The organism is Microtetraspora malaysiensis, from assembly GCF_001528665.1.
GTDB classification, from domain to species: domain Bacteria; phylum Actinomycetota; class Actinomycetes; order Streptosporangiales; family Streptosporangiaceae; genus Microtetraspora_A; species Microtetraspora_A malaysiensis.
The window spans coordinates 46,868-73,157 of record NZ_BBYJ01000013.1; the positions used below are offsets into that span (position 1 = coordinate 46,868).

Annotated in this window: 22 protein-coding genes; 6 read left to right on the forward strand and 16 right to left on the reverse strand. The window is 71.2% G+C overall.

The window, feature by feature from the left end; all coding sequences use genetic code 11:
• Window positions 1-23: 23 nt before the first annotated feature.
• The 4 genes from AWQ71_RS17660 to AWQ71_RS41690 all read right to left on the reverse strand — a co-directional run bounded on the left by AWQ71_RS17660 (window position 24) and on the right by AWQ71_RS41690 (window position 8,289).
• Window positions 24-4,868: a non-ribosomal peptide synthetase gene (locus AWQ71_RS17660; RefSeq protein WP_067134512.1), complete on the reverse strand. Its 4,845-nt coding sequence runs from the start codon at window positions 4,866-4,868 to the stop codon at window positions 24-26.
• Window positions 4,869-5,742: 874 nt separating this feature from the next.
• Window positions 5,743-7,047 carry an RNA polymerase sigma factor gene (locus tag AWQ71_RS17665; protein WP_067134514.1) on the reverse strand — a complete coding sequence of 435 codons (1,305 nt, stop codon included), beginning with the start codon at window positions 7,045-7,047 and terminating at the stop codon, window positions 5,743-5,745.
• Window positions 7,047-7,394: a YciI family protein gene (locus tag AWQ71_RS17670; RefSeq protein ID WP_067134516.1), complete on the reverse strand. Its 348-nt coding sequence runs from the start codon at window positions 7,392-7,394 to the stop codon at window positions 7,047-7,049. Before AWQ71_RS17670 ends, AWQ71_RS17665 begins: the two co-directional genes overlap by 1 nt.
• Before the next feature lie 424 nt (window positions 7,395-7,818).
• Window positions 7,819-8,289: an RAD23 family protein gene (locus AWQ71_RS41690; RefSeq protein ID WP_067134518.1), complete on the reverse strand. Its 471-nt coding sequence runs from the start codon at window positions 8,287-8,289 to the stop codon at window positions 7,819-7,821.
• Between the two features lie 144 nt (window positions 8,290-8,433).
• Here AWQ71_RS41690 and AWQ71_RS17680 point away from each other — a divergent pair, with 144 nt between their 5' ends.
• From AWQ71_RS17680 to AWQ71_RS17690, 3 genes are all read left to right on the forward strand, one after another.
• Window positions 8,434-9,108 (forward strand): response regulator transcription factor, encoded by a 675-nt coding sequence (locus AWQ71_RS17680; protein WP_067134519.1) that lies wholly within the window; start codon window positions 8,434-8,436, stop codon window positions 9,106-9,108.
• Entirely contained in the window at window positions 9,108-10,523 is a 1,416-nt protein-coding gene (locus AWQ71_RS17685) for a sensor histidine kinase (RefSeq protein ID WP_067134523.1), read from the forward strand. Before AWQ71_RS17680 ends, AWQ71_RS17685 begins: the two co-directional genes overlap by 1 nt.
• Window positions 10,524-10,601: 78 nt before the next feature.
• Window positions 10,602-13,055, forward strand: coding sequence for a cellulase family glycosylhydrolase (locus AWQ71_RS17690; RefSeq protein ID WP_169806581.1), 2,454 nt, complete (start codon window positions 10,602-10,604; stop codon window positions 13,053-13,055).
• 35 nt (window positions 13,056-13,090) lie between these two features.
• Here AWQ71_RS17690 and AWQ71_RS17695 read toward each other — a convergent pair whose 3' ends face one another.
• Window positions 13,091-14,080 carry a helix-turn-helix transcriptional regulator gene (locus tag AWQ71_RS17695; RefSeq protein ID WP_067134525.1) on the reverse strand — a complete coding sequence of 330 codons (990 nt, stop codon included), beginning with the start codon at window positions 14,078-14,080 and terminating at the stop codon, window positions 13,091-13,093.
• A gap of 93 nt (window positions 14,081-14,173) precedes the next feature.
• Between AWQ71_RS17695 and AWQ71_RS17700 the strand changes: the two genes are divergently transcribed.
• Complete coding sequence (locus tag AWQ71_RS17700) at window positions 14,174-14,560, forward strand: VOC family protein (RefSeq protein WP_067134527.1); 387 nt, start codon at window positions 14,174-14,176, stop codon at window positions 14,558-14,560.
• Between the two features lie 258 nt (window positions 14,561-14,818).
• Here AWQ71_RS17700 and AWQ71_RS17705 read toward each other — a convergent pair whose 3' ends face one another.
• Window positions 14,819-15,595, reverse strand: coding sequence for a LysR family substrate-binding domain-containing protein (locus AWQ71_RS17705; RefSeq protein WP_067134529.1), 777 nt, complete (start codon window positions 15,593-15,595; stop codon window positions 14,819-14,821).
• Window positions 15,596-15,650: 55 nt separating this feature from the next.
• On the opposite strand from AWQ71_RS17705, the gene AWQ71_RS17710 reads away from it, so the two are divergent.
• Window positions 15,651-16,022: a DUF5997 family protein gene (locus tag AWQ71_RS17710; protein ID WP_174550723.1), complete on the forward strand. Its 372-nt coding sequence runs from the start codon at window positions 15,651-15,653 to the stop codon at window positions 16,020-16,022.
• A 144-nt stretch (window positions 16,023-16,166) separates the two neighbouring features.
• On the opposite strand, the gene AWQ71_RS17715 is transcribed toward AWQ71_RS17710, so the two are convergent.
• The 10 genes from AWQ71_RS17715 to AWQ71_RS17760 all read right to left on the reverse strand — a co-directional run bounded on the left by AWQ71_RS17715 (window position 16,167) and on the right by AWQ71_RS17760 (window position 24,705).
• Window positions 16,167-16,928: a DeoR/GlpR family DNA-binding transcription regulator gene (locus tag AWQ71_RS17715; protein ID WP_067134532.1), complete on the reverse strand. Its 762-nt coding sequence runs from the start codon at window positions 16,926-16,928 to the stop codon at window positions 16,167-16,169.
• Between the two features lie 68 nt (window positions 16,929-16,996).
• Window positions 16,997-18,667 carry a phosphoenolpyruvate--protein phosphotransferase gene (gene ptsP, locus AWQ71_RS17720; protein ID WP_067134808.1) on the reverse strand — a complete coding sequence of 557 codons (1,671 nt, stop codon included), beginning with the start codon at window positions 18,665-18,667 and terminating at the stop codon, window positions 16,997-16,999.
• A 70-nt stretch (window positions 18,668-18,737) separates the two neighbouring features.
• A complete protein-coding gene (locus tag AWQ71_RS17725) occupies window positions 18,738-19,022 on the reverse strand; it encodes an HPr family phosphocarrier protein (RefSeq protein WP_067134534.1) in 285 nt (94 codons plus the stop codon).
• Window positions 19,023-19,036: 14 nt separating this feature from the next.
• Entirely contained in the window at window positions 19,037-20,077 is a 1,041-nt protein-coding gene (locus AWQ71_RS17730; protein ID WP_067134536.1) for a zinc-dependent dehydrogenase, read from the reverse strand.
• On the reverse strand, window positions 20,074-20,541 hold the full coding sequence (locus AWQ71_RS17735) for a PTS mannitol transporter subunit IIA (protein WP_245658345.1): 468 nt from the start codon (window positions 20,539-20,541) through the stop codon (window positions 20,074-20,076). The genes AWQ71_RS17730 and AWQ71_RS17735 overlap by 4 nt, the downstream gene beginning before the upstream one ends.
• A complete protein-coding gene (locus AWQ71_RS17740; RefSeq protein ID WP_067134538.1) occupies window positions 20,534-20,842 on the reverse strand; it encodes a PTS sugar transporter subunit IIBC family protein in 309 nt (102 codons plus the stop codon). The genes AWQ71_RS17735 and AWQ71_RS17740 overlap by 8 nt, the downstream gene beginning before the upstream one ends.
• Before the next feature lie 4 nt (window positions 20,843-20,846).
• A complete protein-coding gene (gene mtlA / locus AWQ71_RS17745) occupies window positions 20,847-21,971 on the reverse strand; it encodes a mannitol-specific PTS transporter subunit IIC (protein WP_067134541.1) in 1,125 nt (374 codons plus the stop codon).
• 59 nt (window positions 21,972-22,030) lie between these two features.
• Complete coding sequence (pfkB, locus tag AWQ71_RS17750) at window positions 22,031-22,972, reverse strand: 1-phosphofructokinase (protein ID WP_067134543.1); 942 nt, start codon at window positions 22,970-22,972, stop codon at window positions 22,031-22,033.
• Window positions 22,969-23,730: a DeoR/GlpR family DNA-binding transcription regulator gene (locus AWQ71_RS17755; protein WP_067134545.1), complete on the reverse strand. Its 762-nt coding sequence runs from the start codon at window positions 23,728-23,730 to the stop codon at window positions 22,969-22,971. The genes pfkB and AWQ71_RS17755 overlap by 4 nt, the downstream gene beginning before the upstream one ends.
• A gap of 354 nt (window positions 23,731-24,084) precedes the next feature.
• Entirely contained in the window at window positions 24,085-24,705 is a 621-nt protein-coding gene (locus tag AWQ71_RS17760; protein WP_067134547.1) for a TetR/AcrR family transcriptional regulator, read from the reverse strand.
• A gap of 63 nt (window positions 24,706-24,768) precedes the next feature.
• Here AWQ71_RS17760 and AWQ71_RS17765 point away from each other — a divergent pair, with 63 nt between their 5' ends.
• A complete protein-coding gene (locus AWQ71_RS17765) occupies window positions 24,769-26,199 on the forward strand; it encodes an amidase (RefSeq protein ID WP_067134549.1) in 1,431 nt (476 codons plus the stop codon).
• Window positions 26,200-26,290 lie beyond the last annotated feature (91 nt).

Below are 26,290 nucleotides of genomic sequence, written 5' to 3' on the forward strand. Positions count from 1 at the left end.
CTTGCGGGCCTCGGTGATCTCGGTCACCGGGGCTCCTCCATGTCGGCCAGGAGCAGGGCCTCTATCTGCGTGGCGTAGTCCGCGAGCCTCCGACGTTCGAACAGCAGGCGCACGGGCACGCGCAGGCCGAGGGCGTCGCTCAGCCGGGCCGCCGCGAGGGCGGCGGTGGCGGAGTGGCCGCCGAGGGCGAAGAAGTCGTCGTGCGCGCCAAGGTCGGAACGGCTCAGCACGGCGGCCCACACGTCGGCGACCAGCAGTTCGGCGTCGGTGCTCGGCGGCACCCGCGGGACGTCGTCGCCGGGCTCGGGCAGCGCGGTCCGGTCCACCTTGCCGGAGGCGGTGAGCGGCAGGGCGTCCAGGAGCATCCAGCGGCGGGGAATCATGTAGTCCGGGAGCCGGGAGCTCAGGCGCCGCTCCAGCTCGCCCGTGTCGGTCCCCGCCGGCGCCGCGAGATAGCCGACCAGGTGGTCGCCGCCGTGCACGATCACGGCCGCGTCGGCGACGCTCTCCCGGAGCGCGGCCTCGATCTCGCCGAGCTCGATCCGGTGGCCGCGCACCTTGACCTGGTGGTCGCGGCGGCCGAGGAAGCCGAGCGTGCCGTCCGGCCGCCAGCGGGCCAGGTCACCGGTACGGTACCGGCGCCCGCCCAGCGGGTCCTCGGTGAAGGCGGCGGCGGTCAGCTCGGGCCGCCCCCGGTACCCCATCGCCACGCCCACGCCGCCGATCCACAGCTCACCGACGGTTCCGGCGGGCAGCATGCGGCCCGCCCGGTCGAGCACGTAGGCGCGCTCCCCCGCCAGCGGCGTGCCGATCGACACCGGGTCGCCGACCGGGGCCGTCACCTGGATCATCGTGGAGTAGATCGTGGTCTCGGTGGGGCCATAGGCGTTCCACAGCTCGGCCACCCGCTCCAGCAGGTCGCCGGCGAGGGGCGCGTCGAGCACCTCGCCGATGCTGACCACGCGCACGTTCCCGCCACGCCAGCCGGAGGCGACCAGCATGCGCAGGCTCGTCGGGGTGGCCGTCATCAGGGTGACCCCCGCCTCCTCGATCCGCCGAGCGACGGCCCGCCCGTCGAGCGCGTCGTCGCGGCCGAGCAGCTCCAGCCGCAGGCCGTGGCACAGGCTCACCCACAGGTCGAAGCCGAACACGTCGAACGAGAACGGCGTCAGCCCGAGCATGACGTCGTCGGACCGGACCCCGGGGGCGATCGTCATCGAGGCGACGAACGCCGCGAGGTTGGCGTGCGTGACCTCGACTCCCTTGGGCCTGCCGGTGGAGCCGGAGGTGTAGAGGACGTAGGCCACGCCGTCGGGTTCCACCGCCGCGAGGTCGGCCGGATCCACCCGGCCCGGTACGGCTTGCGCCGGCGACAGCCCGGCGAGGTCGACGACGGCGGCGTCCAGCCGCTCGGCCGCCGCCAGCGCCTCGCCCGCCGCGACGATCACCTTGATGCCGGCGTCCTCGACCTGGTCCCGGAGCCGCTGGGACGGGTGGCCGGGGTCGAGCGGGACGTAGGCGGCGCCGGCGAGCAGCACGCCCAGCAGCGCCGCCGGGAGGTACCGGTCGCGGGGCAGGCAGACGCCGACGCAGGTCCCCGCGGCGGCCGGGCCGAGCGCCGTCGCCACCCGTCGCGCCCAGTCGGCGAGCTCGCCGTAGGTGAGGGCGCCCTCGGCGTCGACGACCGCCGGTGCGTGCGGGCGCCGTACGGCCTGCTCCAGCGCGGCGTCCACCACGGTGCGCGGCGCGTCGTCGGGCAGCGGCACACCGGTTCCGGCGGCCAGCAGTTCCGCCCGCTCCTCGGCGCCGACGACCTCGAACGCCGACAGCGGCCGATCGGGGTGGGCCAGGGCGTCCTCCAGCAGCCGGACCAGGCGCTCGGTGAGGACCTCGGCGCCGGGCCGGTCCAGGCACTCCACGTCCCACTCGACCTGAAGCTGGAGCCCGGTGGCGGTGTCGTTGACGTAGACGATCAGCGGCGCCTGAGCGCTGCCGGCGTCCAGCTCGCCGATCAGGTCCACGCCCACGCCCTCGCGCTCCAGGGAGAGCGGCACCTCCGACGGCTGGATCGACAGCGTGACCGGCGTCAGCACCGCGCCGGGCGGGCGCTCCACGCCACTGACCTCGGTCCGCTCCGCCCCCGGCAGCGCGTGGTGGTCCACCGCGCGGACGGTAACGGCCCCGGCGTGCCGTACGGCCTCGCGCAGGGACAGCCCGTCCTCCAGGCGCAGCCGCACCGGGACCACGTCGACCAGCATGCCGACCACGGACTCCAGCCCGGGGTCGGCGCGATCCGCCACGGCCGCGCCGAGGACGACGTCCCGCCGATCGGTCAGCCCGGCGACCAGCATGCCGAGCACGGTCAGGTAGACGGCGAACGGGGTCGCGCCGCAGTCAGCCGCCAGCTCGGCGACCCGGGCGGCCGTCGACGGGTCCATCCCGCGTACCAGCCGCTCACCGTTCAGGCGGCTGAGGCCGTCGTCCGTACGGGGCAGCAGCTCGTACGGCGGGACGGCGCCGGCGAGCTCCTCGGCCCAGAAGGCCCGCAGGGCCTCGGTGTCCAGGGTGGTCGCCTGCTCGCGCAGCGCGACGTCGCCGAGCTGAAACCGCGGTTCCGGCAACCGGATGTCGCCGCCGTGGGCGAGCCCGTCGAGAAGCTCCTCCATGACGACCCCCAGCGACCAGCCGTCGAACGCGGTGTGGTCGGTGAGGAGCACCAGCTCCGCGCTGTCCGGCCCGGACCACAGCAGGGTGGCCCGCAGCAGCGGCGACTCCTCGGCGATGTCGAAGCCATGGGCGACCGCGGCCCGCCGCAGCTCGTCCGCCTCGTCCTCCGAAGCCGGGCGGTGCTCGTCGAACGGCACGGGCAGCGGCGGCCGGACCGCCGCCGTAACGCCGTCCACCACGACGGTACGGAGCGCCTCGTGGCGGCGCACGATCGCGTCCAGGGTGGCCCGCACCGGCTCGGCCGACGTGAGGCCGCGCAGCCCGAGCCGGAACGCGATCGCGGTGGCGCCCAGGTTCTGGCTGACCTCACGCATCAGGTGCATGCCGTGGTGGCCGGGGGTCAGCGGATAGCTGCTGCGGCCCGCGTGCCGGGTCAGCGGGGTCGTCGCGGTGGGCGCGGCGCCGGCGAGGTACGACGCCAGCTCGGCGACGGTGGGCCGGGCCAGGAACGTCGTCAGCGCCACGTGGACGCCGAGCGTGTGCTCGATCCTGGCGCAGATCTTGGCGGCGGCCAGGGAGTGCCCGCCGAGGTCGAGGAAGTGGTCGTGGACGCCGACCCGTTCGACGCCGAGCACCTCGGCGGTGATGGCGGCGAGCCGCTCCTCGGTCTCGTCCCGGGGGGCGACGTACTCGGCCGCGGAGCCGCCCCCGTCGGCGGACGAGGCCGGCGCGGTGAAGAAGGTCACCGCGGGCAGCCGGGAACGGTCGGCCTTCCCCGTGGGACCCACCGGGATCGCGTCCAGGAACACGAACCTGGAGGGGATCATGTAGTCGGGCAGCCATTCGCGCAGCCAGGAGCGCAACCGCCCGTCGTCGAGGCCCGGGCCGGACGGCTCGATGTAGGCGACCAGCCGCCGGGTCCCCTCCTCGTCGTTGGGGGCGAGCACGACGGCGTGGTTCACCAGCGGGTGACGCGCCAGCCTGCCCTGCACCTCGCCCAGTTCGACGCGGAAGCCCGCGACCTTCACCTGGTCGTCGATCCGGCCTTCGTAGAAGTAGACGCCGTTCTCCCTGCGGACCAGGTCGCCGGTGCGGTAGTGGCGCACGCCGTCGGCGTCGGTCACGAACCGCTCGGCGGTCAGCTCGGGCCGGTCCAGGTAGCCTCGGCCGACCAGCGGGCCGGCCACCCAGAGCTCGCCGAGCGCGCCGTCGTCGAGCACCTCGCCGTCGCCGCCGCGCACCGACAGCTGCGACCAGGCGTAGGGCGTGCCGATCGGCGGCTCGCCGGTCTCGTCTCTGGAGATCTCGGACGCGCAGCAGTGCACGGTGCACTCGGTCGGCCCGTACAGGTTGACCATGCGCCGCACGCCGGGGTTGGCGAAGACGCGGTCGGCCAGCGCGCGGCTCACCGGTTCGCCGCTGGAGAGCACCGTGCGCACGTTCGGGGGCAGCGGCTCCCGCAGCATCGCGGTCAGCGCCGAGGCCGCCGCGCTGATCATCGTGACCTCGCCCTTGGCGGGCAGGGTGTGCAGGGCGAGGGGGTTCTCGGCCATGATCACCGTGCCGCCGAACAGCAGGGGGAGATAGAGCTGGGGAACGGACGGATCGAAGCAGACCGAGGTCGAGGCGAGGAATCCGGCCAGTTCTTCGGCGGTGAAGTAGTCGGCGTCCCAGCGCAGCAGCGTCATCACGTTGCTGTGTTCGATCGACACGCCCTTGGGCCGGCCGGTCGATCCGGAGGTGTACATGATGTACGCCAGGTCGGCCGGGTCGCTCGGCAGGTCCGGATCGTGGTCGGGGCGCCGGCCGACGGTCTCCACCAGGACGAGGCCGCGCTCCGGCAGCCGCTCCGACAGCGCGGCCGAGGTCACCGTGTGCGACACCCCGGCGTCCTCGATGATGAACTCCACGCGGTCGGCCGGGTAGGTCGGGTCGAGCGGCACGTAGGCGGCGCCGGTCTTCCAGACAGCCAGAAGCGCCGCGATCAGCCTCTCATCGCGGTCCAGGCACACGCCGACGGTCGACCCTCGCCCCACTCCCCGGGCGATGAGCTCGTGGGCGATCCGGTTGGCCTGGGCGTTCAGGTCGGTGTAGACCGTCCGGGTCGTCCCGGCGATGATCGCTGTTCGGCCTGGAGTTCGTCTTACCTGCTGTTCAAAGGCCTTGTGGACCGGTTCGAGCAGGTCAAGCTTGCCAACCACCTGGGGGTCTCCTCGCGATGTCCATAAAGGAGGCTTAAGTCGACGAGGGCAAGGGTGGCAAACGCGACTGCCCAAGAGCGAGCAAAAATGGTTTTGTTACCTGAATGTATCTATTCGGACATGGTGCCCGATAAACCAGATTTCCGTCTAGTGGGACGGCCGACGCCGTGGGTTGTAGTGACGAGAAAGCGTTCCACGACCTCCACGGTCATCCGGAAATCGATTAACTGTCCTGAAGAAAATCGCTACGGCCCGTAGGGGATTATCAGGCGCGCACTGTCCGCTATGGGATCGTCTCCCCCACGGCACGGCGGACCCCCCTCACGGAACACCCGCAGAGCACGTCGGCAGGCCGCCGCCGCACCACGGGAGACCACCCGAGCAGGCCCCGGCACGCCTCGCCGCCTCCGGCGAGCACCGCCTTTTCGTCGTCGGCGAAATGACGCGCCCGAGTCAGCCGCAGGTCAAATATGGAGTGATATACCGACGCTATACAGCGAAATGATATTGTTTTGTGACTTCAATTCAGCAATGGCGATACCCGGGTCGGCGCGGTCGCGGCATGCCGTCCATATCCCGGCGTAGACCTTGTCGCGGGCGGCATTCCTTTCCGGCAGCCGGCCGGGCACCCCAGGCCTCGCCTCAGCGATTCATTGACATGGCGAATTGACTGCCACCCGCCATAGGCTCACCTTGACGATCACCTAATGATCGCCACGTTCGCCGCTCGAATTGACCGTCCACCTTGACCAGGAGCGTTGAATTCCGCGTTGGCCGGCGGGCGCCGAACCACTGTCGGCCCCCGGCGGACCTCCACTGGACATGGGCCTGCTCACCCGAGACGGACATGTGCGGGACCGCGCCTGTCCGGCTCTCAGCAGGACGGCTCGTTCTCGGTCAGATTCTCGAGGCGGGCGGCCAGATAGGCCCGTTCCACGGCGTTCTCAGTGAGAAGCAGGGCTTCCTCGTAGGCCACGCGGGCTTCCCCGAAGCGGCCGAGACGAGCCAGGAACGCGCCGCGAGCGGAGGCGGCATAGGCATACCCGGCGAGCTGCGGCTCGGCGACCAGCGCGTCGAGCGCGGCCAGGCCGGCGGCGGGGCCGATGGCGAACCCCACGGCGACCGCGCGGTTGAGCGCGACCACGGGAGAGGGCCACAGCCGCACCAGCAGGTCGTACAGCGCCACGATCTCGGCCCAGTCGGTGTCCTGCCAGGCGGGCGCCTCGGCGTGGACGGCCGCGATGGCGGCCATCAGGGCGAAGCGGCCCGGTGGCCGGTGCCGCAGGGCGTGCCTGACCAGTGCGACGCCCTCGTCGATGGCGCGCCGGTCCCACCGGGATCTTTCCTGTTCGGGCAAGGGGAGCAGGCGTCCGTTCGCGTCCATCCGAGTGTCACGGCGGGCGTCGGTGAGCAGGATGAGCGCCAGCAGGCCCGCGACGCCCGCGTCGTCGGGCAGGAGCGTCCGCAGCAGGCGGGCCAGTTCGAGCGAGCGCTCGACCAGGTCACCGCGGATCAGCTCCGCCCCCGCGGGAGCGGTGTGCCCGGTGGTGAACAGCAGGTGCACGACCGTGAGGACGGCGTCCACGCGAGCCGGCAGCTCGTCCGTCGCCGGTACCCGGTAGGGGATGGCGGCTGTGGCGATCTTCTTCTTGGCCCGGGTGATCCGCGCCGCCATCGTGGCCTCGCCGACCAGGAAGGCGCGCGCCACCTCGGCCGTACTGAGCCCGCACAGCAACCGCAGCGTGAGCGCCACCTGCGCCTCGACGGACAGCGCAGGGTGGCAGCAGGTGAAGATCAACCGCAGCCGGTCATCAGGGATGTCCGGGGCATCACCGTCTCCGGGCCCCGGCTCGATCTGCTCCATGAGCAGGTACGGCAGGCGGCGGCGCATCGTCGCCTCCCTGCGCAGCAGTTCGAGTGCTCGCCGCCGGGCGACCGTGGTCAGCCATGCCCCGGGCTTGGCCGGCACGCCACGGTCGGACCATGCGGCCAAGGCCTGCGCGTAGGCGTCCTGCACGCACTCCTCGGCCAGATCCAGGTCCCGCGTGACGCGCACCGTCGCGGCGAGGACGAAGGCCCACTCGCGTCGGTGCGCCTCGGCCACGGCGGCGGCCGAAGCACCGTCGGACCATTGGACGCCCTGGCCGGCCTCGACCCGGTCGCGCCCGGCGGCGTCCATCACTCGAACACTCGGATGGGTCGCACTTCGACCCCGCCGAAAGGCGCCGGCACACGCTTGGCCACGGCCAGCGCCTCGTCCAGGTGCGCGACCTCGACCAGGTAGTAGCCGGCCAGAACCTCCTTGGTCTCGGCGAACGCGCCGTCGGTGACGATGAACCCGCCGGCGGAGTCCGGCCGGATCGAGGTCGCGGTGTCCGCCCCCTGAAGAGCGTTACCGCCGCGGATGACGGCGCCGTCGGCGGCGCAGAACTCCTCGTGCGCCTTCATCAGGCGCTCGAACTCCTCCGGGTTCGCCGCTGACCGTACGGCCTCGTCGTCGTAGATCAGCACCAGATACTGCGGCATGACGCTTCCTTCCTTCGACCATGGACCCGATGCCGGGCCCTCATCAGTCCGATGGATGACAACCGCCGAAATCGACAGCCGGCCGAAACGCGCCCGTCATCACGTGGCCGACCTCCTGAGGTCACGTCCACACAGCTGGTGTACGAGTTGCCGCCTTGTGATCCGTCTCTGGTTAAGCAGCGAGGGCTTCCGGCAGGTGCTCCTGGCTCAGTATGCCGCCGGGGATCACGCCTGGCCTGGCCTTGGGCCAGGCCAGGCCATGGAGCGGTGGGCTTCGGTCCACTCGTCGGCCTGCTCGGCCGGCACGGCACCCACCAGGCGGATGGGCGCGGCCCGGTCGCGGAAGACGCGACGTGCCCCGACCTTGTGCCGACCGGTGGGCGCATGGCCGTACCGGAAGCCGGTACGGCCATGCGCCGGGCGCCTATTCGGTAACGGTGCCGGAGACGCAGGTGAAGGCGGGCGTGGACTCAACCGCCGCCCCCGCCACCGAGGTGCCGGCCGAGGCGTCCCCCGCGCTGGTTCCGCTTTCAGACGCTCCGGATGTCGCGGGCACCGACTCGGCGGGCACCAACTCGGCGGGCATCGACTCTGCGGGCACTGCCTCGGCCGGTACTGCCTCGGCCGGTACTGCCTCGGCGGGCACCGACTCGGCGGGCGTCATCACGGCGGCGGCCGTGCCCGTGACGTCCTTGCGAACTACCTTGACCTCCTTGCCGTCCACGGTCATGACGACCTTGCCGTCCTTCTCCGCCACCGTGACGTTGCCCTTCACGCACTCGACGGACCCGGGACGCGGGGCCTCGTCGGCGTTGGCCGCGGCGGTGAGCGTGGCGGTGAGCGCCACGCCGAGGACACCGGCCGACAGCGCCAGCCGTACGCGCTTGCTGAGCATTCACATCTCCTTTGATCGTCGATCCGTCGGGATCGCCCCGTATCGGACAGGGGTGGATGCTGCCAGCCGCCACCTGAAGCGAAGCTGAAGCCGGCCGAAGGGATCTTCAGGTTCGTTTTAGGTGGACTCGTACATGCTTCAGGCATGCGTGTGCTGTTGGTGGAGGACGAGCGGCGGCTGGCCGAACTCGTGAAAAGTGGTCTGGCCGGCGAGGGCTTCGCCGTCGACATCGCGCTCGACGGCGCCGAAGGACTGTGGCTCGCCACCGAGAACACCTACGACGCGATCGTTCTCGACGTGATGCTGCCGCGCATGAACGGGTACGCCGTCTGCCGCCGCCTACGCGAGGCCGGGAACTGGACGCCGATCATGATGCTGACCGCGAAGGACGGCGAGTACGACGAGGCCGAGGCGCTCGACACGGGAGCGGACGACTTCCTGTCCAAGCCGTTCTCCTACGTGGTGCTGCTCGCCCGGATGCGCGCGCTCGTACGGCGGGGCGGCAGGGAGCGGCCGGTCGCGCTCACGGTGGGCGACCTCGTGATCGATCCGGCCGGGATGAAGTGCCGTCGCGGTGGCACCGAGATCGCGCTCACGCCCAAGGAGTTCGCCGTGCTGCACGGCCTCGCCCGGCGAGCCGGCGAGGTGGTCCCCAAGGCGGAGCTGCTCGAACAGGCCTGGGACTTCGCGTACACGGGCGACCCCAGCATCGTCGAGGTCTACATCAGCTCGCTCCGGCGGAAGATCGACGCTCCTTTCGGCCGCTCGTCCCTGGTGACCGTGCGCGGCGCCGGCTACCGGCTGGACGGGCAGCTCTGATGCGCCGACGAGCCGGATGGGCGGCCCGGACGCGGGTCCACCTGCCCGTGCGCTTGTCGGTACGGGTACGCGCCACGATCGCGGCCACCCTCATTGTGGCCGTCGCCCTCGGCGGGGCATCGGCCGTGCTGGGGACAGTGCTGCACGACAACCTCCGGCAGAGCGCGCAACAGGACGCCGCGCGGCGAGCCGCGACGGTAGCCGACGCCCTGAGCGTGATCTCTCCGATGGCCACCGTGAGCCCGGCGACGCCCGCGACCGAGCGCGGCGCGACGGCCGTCGAGGACCCCGACCTCCAGATCAGCCTCTCGACGGAACCATCGCGAACAAGCTGGGACACCGCCGGCTACGCGGTGGCCAGCGCAGCCGCCGCGACCGGCGGCGACGTCCTGACGGTCACCGCGCGCACCTCGCTGAAACCGGCGGAGAACGCCCTGCGCACTCTGAACCTCCTGCTGATCTTCGGGGTCCCCGTGCTACTCCTGCTCGTCGCCGGGATGACGTGGCATTTCATGGGAAAGGCGCTGGTTCCGGTGTCCGGGATCCAGGCGAAGCTGGCCGACATCACCGCCCGCGATCTGCATCAGCGGGTCCCGGTGCCGAGCACGCGGGACGAGATCGCGGCGCTCGCCCGGACGGTCAACGCCACCCTGGATCGACTGGAGAACGCCGTCGAGCAGCACAAACGGTTCGTCGCGGACGCGGCGCACGAACTACGCAGCCCGATCACGACGCTGCGCACCCGCCTGGAGCTCGCCGCCCGCGGGGAGCCGGCCGAAGCCCTCGCCGACGTGGAGCGGCTGCAGTCGCTCGCGGCCGACCTGCTCCTGCTGGCCCGGCTGGACGCGGGCGAACCTCCCCGCGACGACGAGGTCGACCTCGGGCAGGTGGCCGCGGAGGAGTCCCTGCGCCCACGCCCCCGCCCGGAGGTCCGGGTCCGACTGGCCGTCGAGCCCGACGTCGTGGTCAACGGCTCCCGCGCCCACCTGGCCCGTCTGATCACCAACCTGGTCGACAACGCCGTACGGCATGCCCGTTCAACCGTCGAGGTGCGCGTCGCGAACGAGGACGGCGTGGCGCTGCTCGAAGTGCGCGACGACGGGCCGGGCATCCCTCCCGAGCATCGCGAGGCGGTGTTCGACCGCTTCACGCGACTCGACTGGGCACGGGCAAGGGACTCGGGCGGGTCGGGTCTCGGGCTGGCGATCGTGCGGGAGATCGCCCTCCTGCACCGCGGAGTCGTGTCCATCACCGACCGCGGCGCCGGAGCCTGCCTTGTGGTACGGCTCGACGCGGCGCCACAGGGTGCTCACCCGCAGGTCGCGGGGCGGGAGCAGGCCGGCCGGATGCGGAGAGACACAAGCCGTGATCCCGCATACGCCACCAGCCCAGGAGCGCCCCGCGACGACGTTTGAAGTGGTACGCGGTCTTCCGCATTGTTACGGATCCGGCTCTTCATATGTGAGCAATGCTCATATATGGTCGCTGACGCTATGAGAAACCGCTGGTTGTCGCCGATCGCCATCGTGGTGCTTGCGGCCGTCATCGTGCTGGGGGCGGCTTTCGACCCGTCGGGGCTGGCCGCGCCGTACACGTGGACGGGCGCCGACCTGCTCCCCGTCGCCGGGCTGTGGCAGGTGGCCGCGCCGGCCGTCTATGTGCCGCTGCTGCTGGCGGGAGTCGGGACGCTGGCATGGGCGGTCGCGCGCGAGCGTGCCCCGCTGCGTACGGCACTGCTGGTGTGGGGCGCGGTGGTGTGGTCGGCGATGGCGGCCAAGCTGATGATGTCACTGCTGATGGCCTTCGGTGATGTGGTCTACCTGGCGTGGTCGACCGGCTTCACCGGCGTCAAGGCGGCGATCTTCGGCCTGCCGGTCCTGGCGGCCACCTGGCTCACGCAGTTCCTCCGCCGCCGCCGCACTTCGAGTTCGGCTTCCCCACCCTCCCCGGGGCCGGGCACCGGACCTGCGGCGGCCTCGGGGGCGTTCTCCCCGCCGGCTGCGGGGCCGGGCTGGGTGGCGGCGGGGGTGGCCGTGGCCGCGGGCGCGTCGGTAGGTGGAGTGTGGTGGGGCGGCTCACCCGTCGGGTACGCGATCGGCGACTCCCCGCTGGCCCCGGCGCCCGAGGCGGGACCGCTGGGCTGCCTCGCCGCCGTCACCCTGCTGGGCGTGATGACCTGGGCACTGAACCGCCGGCTCGGCACCACCGCCTCGCCGCGGGCCGTCGTGGCCGGGATCTCCGCGCTGGGAGCGGCCGCGACGCTGGGCCTGGTCGAGGTGGCCCTCGGGCTCCCCGGCGACCTCGCGGGCGGCGACACGTTCTGGGCACCGGCGATCATGCTTCGCCTCGCCCCCGCGCTCTCCTTCGGCGCGCTTCTCGCCTTCGCGACGGCGGCCCTCGTCGCGCTCCTCCCCGCCACCTTCTCGGCGCCAAAGGCCGTCCTTGTCCATGCGCGTACGGGCTTCACCGTCTCCGCGGCGACATGGATGGCGGTCGTGGTGGGAGCGGCGGCGCTCGCCGTACCGCTCCTGGAACCCGGAACCGCCACCGCGCAGCCACCGCGCACCAAGGGCCTGACGCTCTCAGCCGACCGCAGGATCGTCGACGCCGACGGCAATGAGGTGCTGCTGCGCGGCGTGAACGTCAACCAGCTTGAAGACTATTTCCAGAAATTTCCGGATAAGGCGGTGACGCGACCGCTCACCGAGGCCGACTTCGCCGGCATGGAGCAGATGGGCTTCAACGTCATCCGCCTCGCCCTGTCCTGGTCAGCCCTGGAACCCCGGCCCGGCCACTACGACCCGGCCTACCTCGCCAGGATCTCCTGGGCCGTCGAGACCGCGGCCGAGCACGGCCTGCGCACGGTCATCGACATGCACCAGGACGCCTGGGGCAAGGGCGTCAACGCCGCCCCTGGCACCACCTGCGAGAACGGGTCCCCGATGCACGGCTGGGACGGCGCGCCCACCTGGGCCGACCGCTTCGACGGCGCCCCCAAGTGCGAGTTCACCGGACGGGACATCTCTCCCGCCGTCGCCCGCGCCTTCACCAACTTCTACCAGGACAGGGATGGCATCCAGACCCGCCTGGTCGCCGCCTGGGGCATGCTGGCGGAGCGGTTCGCGAGCGAGCCCATGGTCGCCGGATACGACCTGCTGAACGAGCCCGGCTTCGGCGAGGCCCCGCCGATCACCTCCGGCGTCCTGCTCGGCCGCTACTACGACCGAGCGATCAAGGCCATCAGGGCGGGCGAGAAGCGCGGCTTCCCGCATCTGATCTTCTTCGAGCCGTCCGTGCTCTGGTCGGGTCTGGGCTTCGAGGTCTCGGTGCCCAAGGACTTCACCGACGACCGGCTGCTCGTCTTCGCCCCGCACCTCTACAACGAGTCGATCACCATCGACCAGGGCACCGGCCTCACCATCACGAGCATCGAGCGCGGCTTCGACCTGGCCGGCCGGGCGGCGGCGTACTACGGCGCGGGGCTCTGGTCGGGAGAGTGGGGGTGGTTCGGCGACGCGGCCTCGGCCCCGATCAGGAAATACACCGACAACGAGGATCGGCACCGAATCGGCGGCGCGTTCTGGGTCTGGAAGCAGTCCTGCGGCGACGCCCACGCCGGAGCCGAATCCACGACCGGCGGCAACCTCATGATCGAGGACTGCGCCACCGGGAAGGACCTGCCCCCGCCCCCCGAATACGTCGCCGAACTCTCGCGCCCCTACCCCCGCTCCGCCCCCGGCCGCCTGACCAGCCTCACGTCGGACCGGGCGAGCCTCACGGCACAGGGCGAAGGCGCCGGATGCGGCCTGGACGTCTGGTTCCCCGGCGGCGCCCGGCCGGTCGTCCGTAGTGCCGGACTCACGGGCGTCTCCTCCCGGCAGACACCGGGCGGCTGGCGCATCAACGGCTGCGCCCACGGCGCCTACACCCTCACGGCCCACCGCTAAGCGGTGTGCCATCTCATGACATTGGTTCCTCGCTGTCAGGCTTGGCGGGCGTAGGACGTGAGGCGATCGGCGAGCACGGTGACGAGATCGCGCAGTTCGTCGGGGCGCTCGATGACGAACGGCCGGTCGAGTGAGGCGAGTACCGGAGGCAACCAGTCGAGCCGCTCCACCCGCAGCTCGACGCGCAGCCAGCGCTCGGTCGCCCGGTCCTCGCCTGCCACGGGCGCGTGCTCCTCCAGGCTCGCGACGCTGGCGGGAAGGTGGGCGCGGATCTGCCCAACCGTCCCGTGGATCCGCAAGGTCACCTCATGCCGGTACTCGGCCGTGGCGAACGCTGACAACACACGCTGTGCCGGACCGGGACCCACGGGCGTTTCGAATGAGCCGGTCAGGGTCCGCGCGTCCGCGATGCGATCGAGCCGGAAGGTTCGGTCCTCGCCGATCTGGTCGTCCCTGCCCGTGACGTACCACCGGCCCGAATGGGCGACGATCCCGTACGCGTGCAGCGTGCGTTCGCTGCGCCGTCCGTCGCGGTCGGTGTAGCGGATCGAGACCGGTCGGCGGTGGCGCACCGCATCGGCGACGGTGAGCAGGACCTCGGCGTCCGGGGTGTCGAACTCGCCGGGTTGATCCGTGAAGGCGAGAGCCTCCAGGAGTGTGTCGAGCCGACGGGCGATGTGCTCGGGCAGCACCCGCCGGATCTTCGCCGACGCCGTCTCGCTTGCCGTGTGCTCCGTCGTCGTCAACCCTGCTCGGCGGCCGGCGACCAGGCCGAGCAGCACGGCCAGCGCCTCGTCGTCGCTGAGCATGAGCGGAGGCAAGCGGTACCCGGGGGCGAGCCGGTACCCGCCGTAGCGGCCGCGCACCGATTCCACGGGCACGTCCAGGTCGATCAGCTGGTCCACATACCGCCGCACGGTGCGCCCTTCGACGCCGAGCCGGTCGGCGAGCTCGGCCACCGTCCGGGTGCCGCCCGACTGCAGCAGCTCCAGGAGTGTCAGCACGCGGGCGGTCGGTCGGGGCATGTTCGCAGCCTAACGCGAATACAGGACCGATTCTGTCCACTATTTCTCCTAGTCTGCGACGTGCACGCCTCCAGCAGAGCCAAGGAGATTCCCATGGACTTCGTCTCGATCCGCATCATCACCAGCGACGTAGCACGCCTCGTCGAGTTCTACGAGCGAGTCACAGGGGCGCGGGCGACGTGGGCCACCGAGGACTTCGCCGAACTCAAGACCCCCAACGCCACCCTCGCGATCGCCGGCACCCGCACCGTCCCGCTGTTCGCCCCGGGCTCTGCCCGCCCGGCGGACAACCACAGCGTGATCATCGAGTTTCTCGTCGACGACGTGGACCGCATTCACCGGAACCTGACCGGCTTCGTCACCGAGCCCACCACGATGCCCTGGGGCAACCGGTCGCTGCTGTTCCGCGACCCCGACGGCAACCTTGTCAACTTCTTCACCCCCGTCACCCCGGCAGCCATCGAAAAGTTCGCACGTTGACGCCACGCACAGCCGCTCACGCGGGAACGGCCTGCTTGACCACTCCTCCCGCCCCGCCACGAGCCCGGCCCGCACCGCCGAGGACAGCGCTGACCTGGTGGAGGCATTGCGGCGGCAGACCAAGCACGGCCCGCGCGGCTCGCCGCCGACCTTCAGCGGCTGCACGGCTCAGCGGCTGACCATCGAGGACCTCGTGGAACCAACGCCCTGAGACACCACAGCCAAGCCGGGTCCGAACCGGAGGTTCGGGGCCGCAGGTCACCGAGGCCGGTGCCCCTTCCCTCGGCGGCGGGCCGGCGCGGCCCGCCGGCCGGAGCCATTCTGTGTGGATTTCTGTGCCTGCCGCTGCGCGGGCTTTTGCGCCTGCCGCTGTGCCGGCTTTTTCGCCTGCTGCTGTGCCGGTTTCTCCGCAGGGGAATCGGGGGTACGGCCCCGCGAGCTGTTCACTGTCCGGCCGCGGACGATGCCGATGAAGTCTTCCACCAGGTCGGTGGTCGCGTCCGTGGGCCAGGCCAGCGCGACCTGAGACTGCGGCGTGTCCAGCACCGGCCGGTAAGTGAGATCTCTGCGGTGGTGGAGGCGGGCCAGCGACTGCGGAACCAGGAGAAGCCCGGCTCCGCTCGCCACCAACTCGACCGCGGCCGCCGTCGTGGCCGGGCGGGTGAACGCGGGCAGCCCGGGCCGGACCGTCCACTCGATGGTGTCGTCCAGAGGATGGAACACCTCGTCGTCGGTCAGGTCGTCGACGGTCACCTCGTCGGCGGCGGCCACCGCGTGGTCCTTGGGCACCACGACCACCGTGGTCTCCACGTAGAGAGGGATCACGCTGAGCCCGTCCCGGTCGACCGGCAGCCGGACGAGTCCGGCGTCGGCGCCGCCATCCCGCAGGAGTCCCACCGCCTCGGCGGCGGAAACCTCGACCAGGGTGATCGGCACGCCGGGCATTCTCTCGGTCCAGATGTTGACCCATTTCGCGGGCGTCACCCCGGGCACGTACGCCAGCCGGAACACCCTGCCGGTCTCCCCATCAGTCACTTCCCCAGGGTACCGATGTCAGGGGAACCCGTTCCGACTGACTACGCTTGGCACCATGACCTCGCCCAAACCGAAGAGCATCCAGACGATGAAGCCCGCGACCGCGGCCAAGAAACTGGGTGTCCTCCTCTCGGCCACTCCCGCCGAGTTCCAGACGGGTGTCGTCTCCAGGGACGAGCTGAACGCGTTGCAGGCGACCCCACCCGCCTGGCTCGTCGATCTGCGCCGCAACGGCCCGCACTCCAAGCAGGTCGTCGCCGCGAAGCTCAGGGTCTCCATTTCCGGCCTGGCCAGAGGCGGGATCACCGGACCGCTCACCACCGCTGAGATCGACGCGCTGAAGGCGGAGAACCCGACGTGGCTGGAGCGCGAGCGGTCCATCCAGGCCGAGGTCCGCAAAGAAGAACTCCGTCTCAAGCAGGGCTAGTCTCCCCCGGCTGAAATCCGCCGGCGATGTCGTGCGAGGGATTCGCGGATCTGCGTCGCGGCCTCTTCCACCCGCACGGCCGGGGGTTGTCGTACCACTGGGCGATCCAGTCCCGGGTGTCCTTCTCCGGGGCCGGCGTGAGTGTCACGCCCGGACGATCTCGGGTCCGGCGGCGGCGAGGTCGGCGGCCAGATCCGGGTCGAGCCCGGTATCCGTGAAGACCATGTCGATCTCCGACAGCGTGGCGAAGCGGGCCAGGTAGCTCCCGGTGAACTTCGTATGGTCGGCCAGCAGCACGGCCCGCTGCGCGCAGGCGATCATCGCCCGCTTGATCGCCGCCTCTGCCGGGTCGGGCGTGGTCAGCCCCTTGGCCACCGAGCAGCCGTTCGTCGCCATGAAGGCCACGTCGACGTGCAACTGCGAGAGCTGCTGAAGCGCCCAGTCCTCGACCGTCGCGAGCGTACGGCCCCGCACCCGGCCACCCAGCATGAACACCGTCACGTTGGCACGGGTGGCCAGCGCGGTCGCGAGCGGCGGCGAGTTGACGATGACGGTGAGCTCGCGGTCCGGCGGCAGGAGCTGGACCAGGCGGCTCATGGTCGAACCGGCGTCGATGATGATGGCGCCGTCCTGCGGCAACTCGGCCAGCGCCGCCTTGGCGATGCGCTCCTTCTCCTCCGTCATGACCTCGTCCCGTGCGGCGAGAGCGGGCTCGAAACCGAGCCGCTCGACCGGGATCGCCCCGCCGTGCACCCGCCGCAGCACGCCCGCGCGCTCGAGAACCGTCAGGTCCCGGCGGATCGTCTCCGTCGTCACGCCGAACTGCTCCGCGAGCGTCACCACGTCCACCCGCCCGGCGGCCCGTGCCGCGCGCAGGATCTCCTGCTGCCGTTCCTCGGCGTACATCGTGTGGGATTCACCACCGCTTCTATGGTGTTTTTCAGGTGTTTATACCCGAATCTGTGGGGTCCCGCTCACCAGGCCTCCCGCACGGCCCTTCGTGCTTCCTCGGGGTCATGTGCCGCCAGGGCGAGCTGGGCATTGTGCCGGCACTGGTCCGCGGAGTGACGGGCGAGGGCATCCCGTACGGCGGGCACGCTACGGGCCGACATGGACAGGCTCGTGACGCCGAGCCCGACCAGGACGGTGGCCAGCAACGGGTCGGCGGCGGCCTCTCCGCAGACTCCCACCGGCTTTCCCACGACCCGCCCCGCCTCGGCGCACTGCGCGATCAGGTGGAGGAGGGCCGGCTGCCAGGGATCGAGAAGGTCGGCGAGGTCGCCGTGCTGGCGGTCCGAGGCGAAGGTGTACTGGCTGAGATCGTTGGTGCCGATGCTCAGGAAGTCCAGCTCGTCGAGCAGACGACGGGCGTGCAGAGCCGCGGCCGGAACCTCCACCATGCCGCCGACGTTGACAAGTCCCCGCGAACGGGCCCGTCGCGCGAAGTCGGCCGCCTCCCCTGGCGTGGTGACCATGGGCGCCATCACCCACGGCGAGGCGTCACTCGCTCCGGCGGCCTCGGCGATGGCGTCGAGCTGGGCGTCCAGCACCTCCGGCCGGCGACGTGCCACGCGGAGCCCCCGGACGCCCAGCGCCGGGTTGATCTCGTCGGCGAGCCCGAGGAAGGGCAGCGGCTTGTCCGTGCCGGCGTCCAGGGTGCGAATGACGACCTGCGCGCCGGGGAAGGCGTGCAGAACCGCCGCGTACGCGCTGACCTGCTCCTCATGCGTGGGGGCCGTGCGACGGTCGAGAAAGAGGAACTCGGTGCGGAAGAGACCGACGCCCTCCGCGGCCGCGCCGCCCCGGGCGTCCGCCACGGATCCGATGTTCAGCAGCAGCTTGACCGGATATCCGTCGGCGGTCCGGCCCGGGCCGCTCGTCCTGCCGAGACGGTCGCGCTCGGCGAGGGCCCGCCGCTGGATCTCCCCGGCCACCTCCTCGCCGATGCCGGTGCCGACCTCACCGGTGTCGCCGTCGACGGACACCCACGTCCCGTCGGCGATGCCGGTCGCGCCGGAGCACGCCACCACCGCGGGCAGCCCGAGGGCCCGCGCGAGGATGGCGGTGTGGCTCGTCGGCCCGCCCTTCTCCGTGACCAGGGCGAGCACGGAGCCGGGATCGAGGTTCACGGTGTCGGCGGGCGCGAGATCCTCAGCCGCCAGGATGAACGGGTGCCCCGGAGAGGGGACGCCCGGCATCGGCAGGCCGAGGACGGCCGCGATGGCGCGGTTCCCGATGTCGTCGAGATCGCTCGCGCGTTCCGCGACGTATCCGCCCACCGACACGAGCGCCTCGCGATGGTGGGCGCACGCGGCGTCGATGGCGTGCGCGGCGTCCATCCCGGCTCCGACGTACTGGTCGACCGACTCGCGCAGCATGGGGTCGCCCGCCATCACGGCCTGCGCCTCCAGGATGTCGCGTGCCGCCGGATCGGCCGCTTTCGCCGCCCGCCGGGCCAGCTCCTCCGCGGCGTCCTCCAGCCCCCGCACCGCCCGGGTGATCTCCGCGGACGGGTCCGTGACCGGGACGGGGTTCGGCAGCAGCGGCGGGTCCGCCATCCGGTACACCCGGCCCGCGGAGCGGCCGGGGCTGATGCCGAGGCCGCGCAGCGTCGCGGACGGCGTCACGGCCGCCGCCTCCCGCATCGCCGGATCTGACGCCGCCGTGGCGGATGCCGTCACCGGCGACCTCCCCGGCTCCGTGCCGGGCGCCGGCTCAAGCATCGGTCACCGCCTCGACGTCCAGGTCGCGGGCGAGCAGCTCGGCGAGCGACGCCAGCACCTCGTCCGCGCCCGGCCCGTCCGCGTCGAGGGTGACCTCGGTACCGTGCTTGGCCCCGAGTGACAGCACGGCCAGCATGCTGTTGGCGGGGACCGGCTTGCCGTCACCGACACGAATGCGCACGGCTATCTCCTGCCGCGCCACCGCCTCAACGAAGATCTTGGCGGGGCGCGCGTGCAGACCGGAGCGCGAGGCGACAGCCACTGTCCTTTCTGGCATCTGCGGACTTCCTTTCAGGGCTCGATGGTCACCTTGATCGCGGCGCCGCGGCTCACGATGTCGATGGCGTCCAGGACCTCCGCCAGGGGCAGGCGATGGGTGATCAGGTCGGACACCGGCACCGCGCCCTCGGCGATGAGCCGGAGCGCTCGCGCGTTGTGTGCGGGGCTCGACCCGTTGGCGCCGACGATCGTCAGCTCTCGGTAGTGCACCAGGTTGGAGTCGACCTGGATGATCGGGTCGTCCTTGGGCAGGCCCCCGAAGAAGCTGACGCGCCCCTGACGTGCTGTCATCTGCAGCGCCTGCTGCTGGGCGGCTCCGGAGGCGGCGGCGGTGATGACGACGTCCGCCCCCCTGCCTCCGGTCAGCTTCAGCACTTCGTCCACGGCGTCCGTGTCACCGGCGCAGATCGTGGCGTCCGGCCGTACCAGCGCGGCCGCCATCGCGAGCCGGTCGGCGTTGAGGTCGGCGAGGAACACCCTCCCGGCGCCGCGTGACCGGGCCAGCCGTACGTGCAGGCAGCCGATGGGGCCCGCCCCCATGACGACCACGTCGTCGCCCTCGCCGACCCGGGCCAGCTCCTGGCCGTTCAGCACGCAGGCGAGCGGCTCGGCCACCGAGGCCTCGGCGAAACCGAGCTCGTCGGGGATGCGGTTGAGACCTCCCACGGCGAGCACCTTGGCCGGAACGACCATGTACTGGGCGAAACCGCCGTCGTAGTGATAGCCCATCGACTCCTGGTTCGGGCATACCGTCATGTGGCCACGGCGGCATTCCTCGCACTGGCCGCACGGGATCGCGGCGATCACCTGCACCCGGTCGCCGGGTTCCCACCCGGTCACACCCTCGCCCACGCCGACGATCTCGCCGGCGATCTCGTGGCCCATGACCCTGGGCGGCCTGATGTGGTGGTGACCGTACTTGTAGATCTTGACGTCCGTGCCGCATGTCGAGCAGTTGCGGACACGGATCTTCACCTCGCCGGCGCCCGCGACGGGCTCCGCCACGTCCTCGATGCGGATGTCGCCGGGAGCGTGGAAACGGGCGACCTTCACGTGGAAGCTTCCTCTCTTGAGGGGTGCAGCAGGTCAACGACGTCGGAGATCTCCGTCGCGTCCCGCAGGGCGCGGGCGCTGTCCGGGTCGAGCAGGATCTGCGCGAGCTCCGACAGGAGCCGCACGTGGCCGTCGCCCCGGGCCGCGATGCCGACGCAGATGGTGACCCGCTCGCCGTTCCAGTCGACTCCGCCGGGGAAACGCAGCACGCAGATCGCGTCATGGTGGACGGCGTCCTTGGCCACGAGGGTCCCGTGCGGGATGGCCACGCCCTCTCCGACGTACGTGGAGATCGAGCGCTCTCGCTCGAGCATGGCGCCGATGTAGCTCTCGTCCACGGCGCCCACGTCGGCGAGGGCCTGCCCGCACTGGCGGATCGCGTCATCGCGGCTGTCCGCGACAGCGGTGAGGCGAATGGCCCGCGGATCAAGGGGCAGCGGGGCCATGTCGGCCGAGTCAGCCATCGATGGTGCCGCCGTTCTTGATCGTCGCGACCAGCCTGGTGACCGCCGGGTCGCCGATGAAGACCTGGAACGGCACGAGCACCACGCCCGGGGCGCTCGCCCGGGCCCGGTCCGCGAGCCCGACATGGCTCACGATCACGTCGGCGTCCTCCGGGATCGAGTTCACCGGGGTGTGCACCACCTCGACCGGCGTGCCCTTCAGCTGCTTGCGGAGCTGGCTGGCCAGCATCACACTGCTGCCCATCCCCGCATCACAGGCCACCACGAGTTTGCGGACGTCCTTGCTGTCGATGCTGGCCACGGCTTCACGCCTCCTTGACTGCGGGTACGGTACGGGATCCTGCCTGACTGTCGCTCTGCGCCGCCTCGTCCGGCTGGTCGCCGTTGGCGCGGCCGAAGCCCAGCAGCGCGGCGGCCACGGCGAAGGACACGGCCGTCGCCACGACGATCCCGGCGATCACGCCGAACCAGCCACCCTTGGGGGTCACCGCCATGTAGGCGAAGATGCTGCCCGGCGACGGCGTCGCGACCAGGCCGGCCCCGGTGACCAGGAAGGTGAGGATTCCCGACGCACCACCGGCCATCACCGCGAGGATCAGGCGCGGCTTCATCAGCACGTACGGGAAGTAGATCTCGTGGATACCGCCGAGGAAGTGGATGATCATCGCCGCCGGGGTGCTGGGCCGCAGCGACCTCGGGCCGAACAGCAGGTAGGCGATCAGCAGCCCCAGACCGGGACCGGGGTTGGACTCCAGCATGAACAGGATCGACTTGCCCTGCTTGACCGCCTCGGCCACGCCCAGCGGGCCGAGCACGCCGTGGTTGATCGCGTTGTTGAGGAACAACACCTTGGCCGGCTCGATGATGACCGACGCGATCGGCAGCAGCGAGTGGCTGACGAGCCACTCCACGCCGCTGCCCGCGACCTTGGTGATGTTCTCCACGATCGGGCCGATGGCGAAGACGCCGGCGATCGCCATCGCCGCGCCGACGATGCCGGCGGTGAAGTTGTCGACCAGCATCTCGAAGCCGGCCTTGGTCCGCTCGGCGGTGAACCGGTCGACGTACTTGAGGATGAACGCGGCCAGCGGGCCGATGACCATCGCGCCGAGGAACATGGGGATGTCCACCCCGACGACGACGCCCATCGTGGCGACGGCGCCCACGACAGCGCCGCGCTGCCCATGGACCATCCGCCCACCGGTGTAACCGATCAGCACCGGGAGCAGCACGGTGATGATCGGGCCGACGAGCTCGGCCAACGTCTTGTTGGGCAGCCAGCCGGTGGGGATGAACAGGGCCGTGATCAGGCCCCAGGCGATGAAGGCGCCGATGTTCGGCATGATCATCCCGGCGAGATGGCCGCCGAAGCGCTGAATGGAGGCCCGAATCCCGGTCCCTTGAACCGTGGGGGTGTATGCGGTGGCCAACGTGTACTCCTTCCGGGGCGGACGGCCGCACCGGCCGTCCTGATGGGGGGATGCGCCGCTCACCCCCCGGGCGTGAGCGGCAGGGCCGGATCAGGGGTGTGGATCCGGACAGCTGTGCGATCGATATCGGCCGGGCCCGGCATGCGGCTGCCCGGCAGTCCCACGGCGGCGCTCGCCCACGCGAGCCCCTCGGCCAGAGCCGATTCGCCGCGTGCTCCCGCTGCCAGGAATCCCGCGAGCATGGCGTCGCCCGCGCCCACGCTGCTGCGCGGCTCCTCGACAGGGCTCGTGCCGAACCAGACCTGGTCGCCTTCGATGAGCAGCGCTCCGTCGGCGCCGAGGCTGGTCAGCACCGAGCGCGCGCCCATCGCCCGTAGCTTGCCCGCGGCGCCGATGACGTCGCCGACGTGGGTGATCGGCGTGCCGGTCGCCTCCGCGAGCTCCTCGCGGTTGGGCTTGACCAGCGTGGGGCCGGCGGCCAGCGCGGAGACCAGGGCCGGCCCGCTCGTGTCGACCGCGACCTGTATGCCCGCAGCGGCGAACCTCTCGCACAGAACGGCGTACACGTCGACCGGCACACCGGGCGGCAGGCTGCCCGAGGCGACGACCCAGTCGGCCGAGCCGGCGGCGTCGAGGACCGCGCTCGCCAGCGTGTCGAGCTCGGCCGCCGTCAGGGCCGTGCCAGGCTCGTTGATCTTGGTGACTGTTCCGTCGGGTTCCGCCAGCGTGATGTTGGAACGGGTCGTCCCCGCCACCGGAACGGAGATCATGTCGATGCCCTCGGCGGCGAGCAGGGTCACGAGCTGCTGCCCTTCGGCTCCGCCGAACGGGATGACGGCGCGCGACCGCACCTGGTTGGCCAGCAACGCGCGTGACACGTTGACCCCTTTGCCGCCGGGGTCGAGGTGCGCCGCCGCCGCCCGAATGACGGCTCCCCGGGTCAGCGAGCCGACCTCGATGCTGCGATCCAGGCTCGGGTTCAGCGTCAGAGTGAGGATCATACGCGCACGACCTCGGGTCCGGCCGCCGCCACATCTCCGGCGAGTTGGTCATCCAGCCGCGTGTCGGTGATGATCATGTCGATCTCGGGCAACGACGCGAAGCGCGTCAGGTAGTTGTCGGAGAACTTGGTGTGGTCGGCCAGCAGCACCGATCGCCGCGCGCAGGCGATCATGGCGCGCTTGATCGCCGCCTCTGCCGGGTCGGGCGTCGTCAGTCCCTTGGCGACGGAACAGCCGTTGGCCGCCATGAAGGCCACGTCGACGTGCAACTCGGAGAGCTGCCGGAGCCCCCAGTCTTCGACGTTGGCCAGGGTGCGCCTCCGCACCCGGCCCCCCAGCATGAAAACCGTCACATTGGCACGGGTGGCCAGCGCGGTCGCCAGGGGCGGCGAGTTGACGACGACAGTGAGTTCGCGGTCGGCGGGGATGGCCTGAACAAGGCGGCCCGTCGTCGTGCCCGCGTCGATGATGATGGCGCCGTCCTGCGGCAACTCGGCCAGCGCCGCCTTGGCGATGCGCTCCTTCTCCTCCGTCATGACCTCGTCCCGTGCGGCGAGAGCGGGCTCGAAACCGAGCCGCTCGACCGGGATCGCCCCGCCGTGCACCCGCCGCAGCACGCCCGCGCGCTCGAGAACCGTCAGGTCCCGGCGGATCGTCTCCGTCGTCACGCCGAACTGCTCCGCGAGCGCCACCACGTCCACCCGCCCGGCGGCCCGTGCCGCGCGCAGGATCTCCTGCTGCCGTTCCTCGGCGTACATCCTGTTGATTCACCGCCGTTTCGATGTTGTTCCGTTTGTTTTTATAACCGAACATGTTGCTCGTCAAGGGTCAGCGCGAAGGATCCCGTCGCGAGTTCCGTGAACCTTCGATCTCCACGTGATCAGGGCACGGGTCTCACCCCGTGTTGCTCTGACGCCGCGGCCGCCACCCGGACCGGGCAAAGGCGTGGCGGTACGTCTAGCGGCATGGGACGCCGTCGGCGAGAAGCGGCCGGGCCGCCCGGTGCCTCGTCCGAGCGAGTCACTTCATTCGCCGACGGGGCACTCGGGCTCGGTGCGACCGGTAATCCAAGCGGGTGAGTCCACGGCGCCTGGATGCCGCGGATTCCACCCTCAGTCGCGAGGGCGTGCGATCTCGAGCGCGGCGTCGAGCTGTCCGCGCTCGACCAGGCCGCCGATGAACAATCCGCGGATTCCGCGCAGGAGAGCATCGGGGTCGACCAGGTCGGGGGCGGCGATCGAGTGCAGGAGGTAGCCGTGCACCAGTGCGAGGTAGGCGCCGGCGTCCGCGTCCGGCGCCCCGGCCGCACTGGCCGCCGCCGTGACCGCGTCCCGGCCGGCCTCGAGAACCTCCGTGACGACAGGGCGGACGTCAGGGTTCCGTGCGGCGTGGAGCAGCGCCTCGACGAAGGCGAGCGCGTCCGTCCGAGGGGCTTCCGCGGCGGCTGCGAAGGCGCGGGCCATCTCCGCGGGGGTGCTGTGCCGCGCGGCGAGCCGCGCAGCGAGGTCCTTCAGCGCGGTCGTGTCCGCCGCGACCTTGGTTCGCAACGCCTCGACGGCGAGATCGGCTATCGAGTCGAAGAAGTAGCCGACGGTCGCCAGCGGGAGGCCGGCCCTTTCGGTCACCGCCCGGTGGGTGACGCCGGCCATTCCCTGCTCAGCCGCCACCTCGATCGCCGCGTCGATCAGTGCGGCGCGTCGCTGCTGGGCACTGGCTCCGTGGCGTCGTTTCATGGCGCACATCATAGTGTGTAAGAACTTCTAGACTTTTTGGATCCGCGCCTTCACCATGACTGCATGACCCGGACCGAACACCTGCATGCCTTCTCGGACGACGCCCTCGGAGACCACGACGCCGTCGCGCTCGCCGACCTGATCCGACGACGTGAGCTCAGCGCGGCGGAAGTCGAGGCGGCGGCGGTGGCGAGGTTGGCTCGCATCGCAGCTCCCTTGAACGCGGTCGCCTACCCCGCATATGACCGCCCCCGGCGCTCCGACGACGTCGATGCGCCTTTCCACGGGGTCCCGACCCTGGTCAAGGACAACACCGACCTGGCCGGCATGCCCACCAACCACGGCACCGCCGCGTACGTCGCGAAGCCGGCCAAGTCGGACGGCCGCTACGCCCAGCAGTTTCTGCGCACCGGGATGACGGTGCTCGGAAAGAGCCGGATGCCGGAGTTCGGGCTGAACGCCACCACCGAGTTCCGCGACGGTGACCCGACGCTCAACCCCTGGAACACCGCGTACTCGGTCGGCGCCTCCTCGGGCGGCGCCGCCGCCCTCGTCGCCGCAGGCGCGGTCCCGATCGCGCACGCGAACGACGGCGGCGGCTCGATTCGGATCCCCGCCGCCGCGGCAGGCCTGATCGGTCTCAAGCCGAGCCGGCGCCGGCACATCGACGGCGAGGCAGCACGGATGATGCCGATCAACCTCATCAGCGAAGGCGTGGTCACCCGGTCCGTACGCGACACCGCCGCGTTCATGGCGGCGATGGAACTGCGCTGGCGTAACCCCGGCTTGGCTCCCATCGGCGCGGTGGAAGGCCCCGCCCGGCGAAGGCTGCGCATCGGCCTCCTCCTGGAGTCGGTCACCGGTACGGTGGTCGACTCCGAGACGCGCGCTGCGGTGGAACGCTGCGCACGGCTGCTGGAGGACCAGGGACACGTCGTCGAACCGATCCCGGTCCCGGTGGAGGCCCGGTTCGCCGACGATTTCGAGACCTACTGGGGGCTGCTGGCCGCGATGACCGGCGGGCTCGGCAAGGTTACGTTCGACCGGTCCTTCGACGCGGGCAAACTCGACGGGCTCACGGAAGGCCTGCGCCGGAGCTTCACGCGCGGCGGTTGGGCCAGGACGCCGGGTGCGCTGCGCTGGCTCAGGCGCGCCGCGGCGCGGTACGCGCGCGCGTTCGACCGGTGCGAACTGATCCTGTCCCCGGTGGTGGCGAACGTGACGCCCCGGCTCGGACACCTCAGCCCCCACGTGCCCTTCGGCGAATTGATGAGCCGGCTCCGCGACCACGTCGCGTTCACGCCCTTGCAGAACATCGCCGGAACCCCCGCCATCTCGCTTCCCATGGCCACCTCCGAGCAGGGGCTTCCGATCGGCGTTCAGCTCGCCGCGGCGTACGGGGACGAGCGCACGCTGCTTGAGGTCGCCTTCGCGCTTGAAGGGCAGACCACGTGGCCTCGCATCCAGGACCTTCCGCAGCCACACGCCGTCTGACCGCGACGGGTGTCCGCGGTCTGGAGTCGGTTGCGTGATCAGCGGTCCCCGCACCGGATCCTGGGGCTCGGTGCGGGGACCGCCGCAGTGG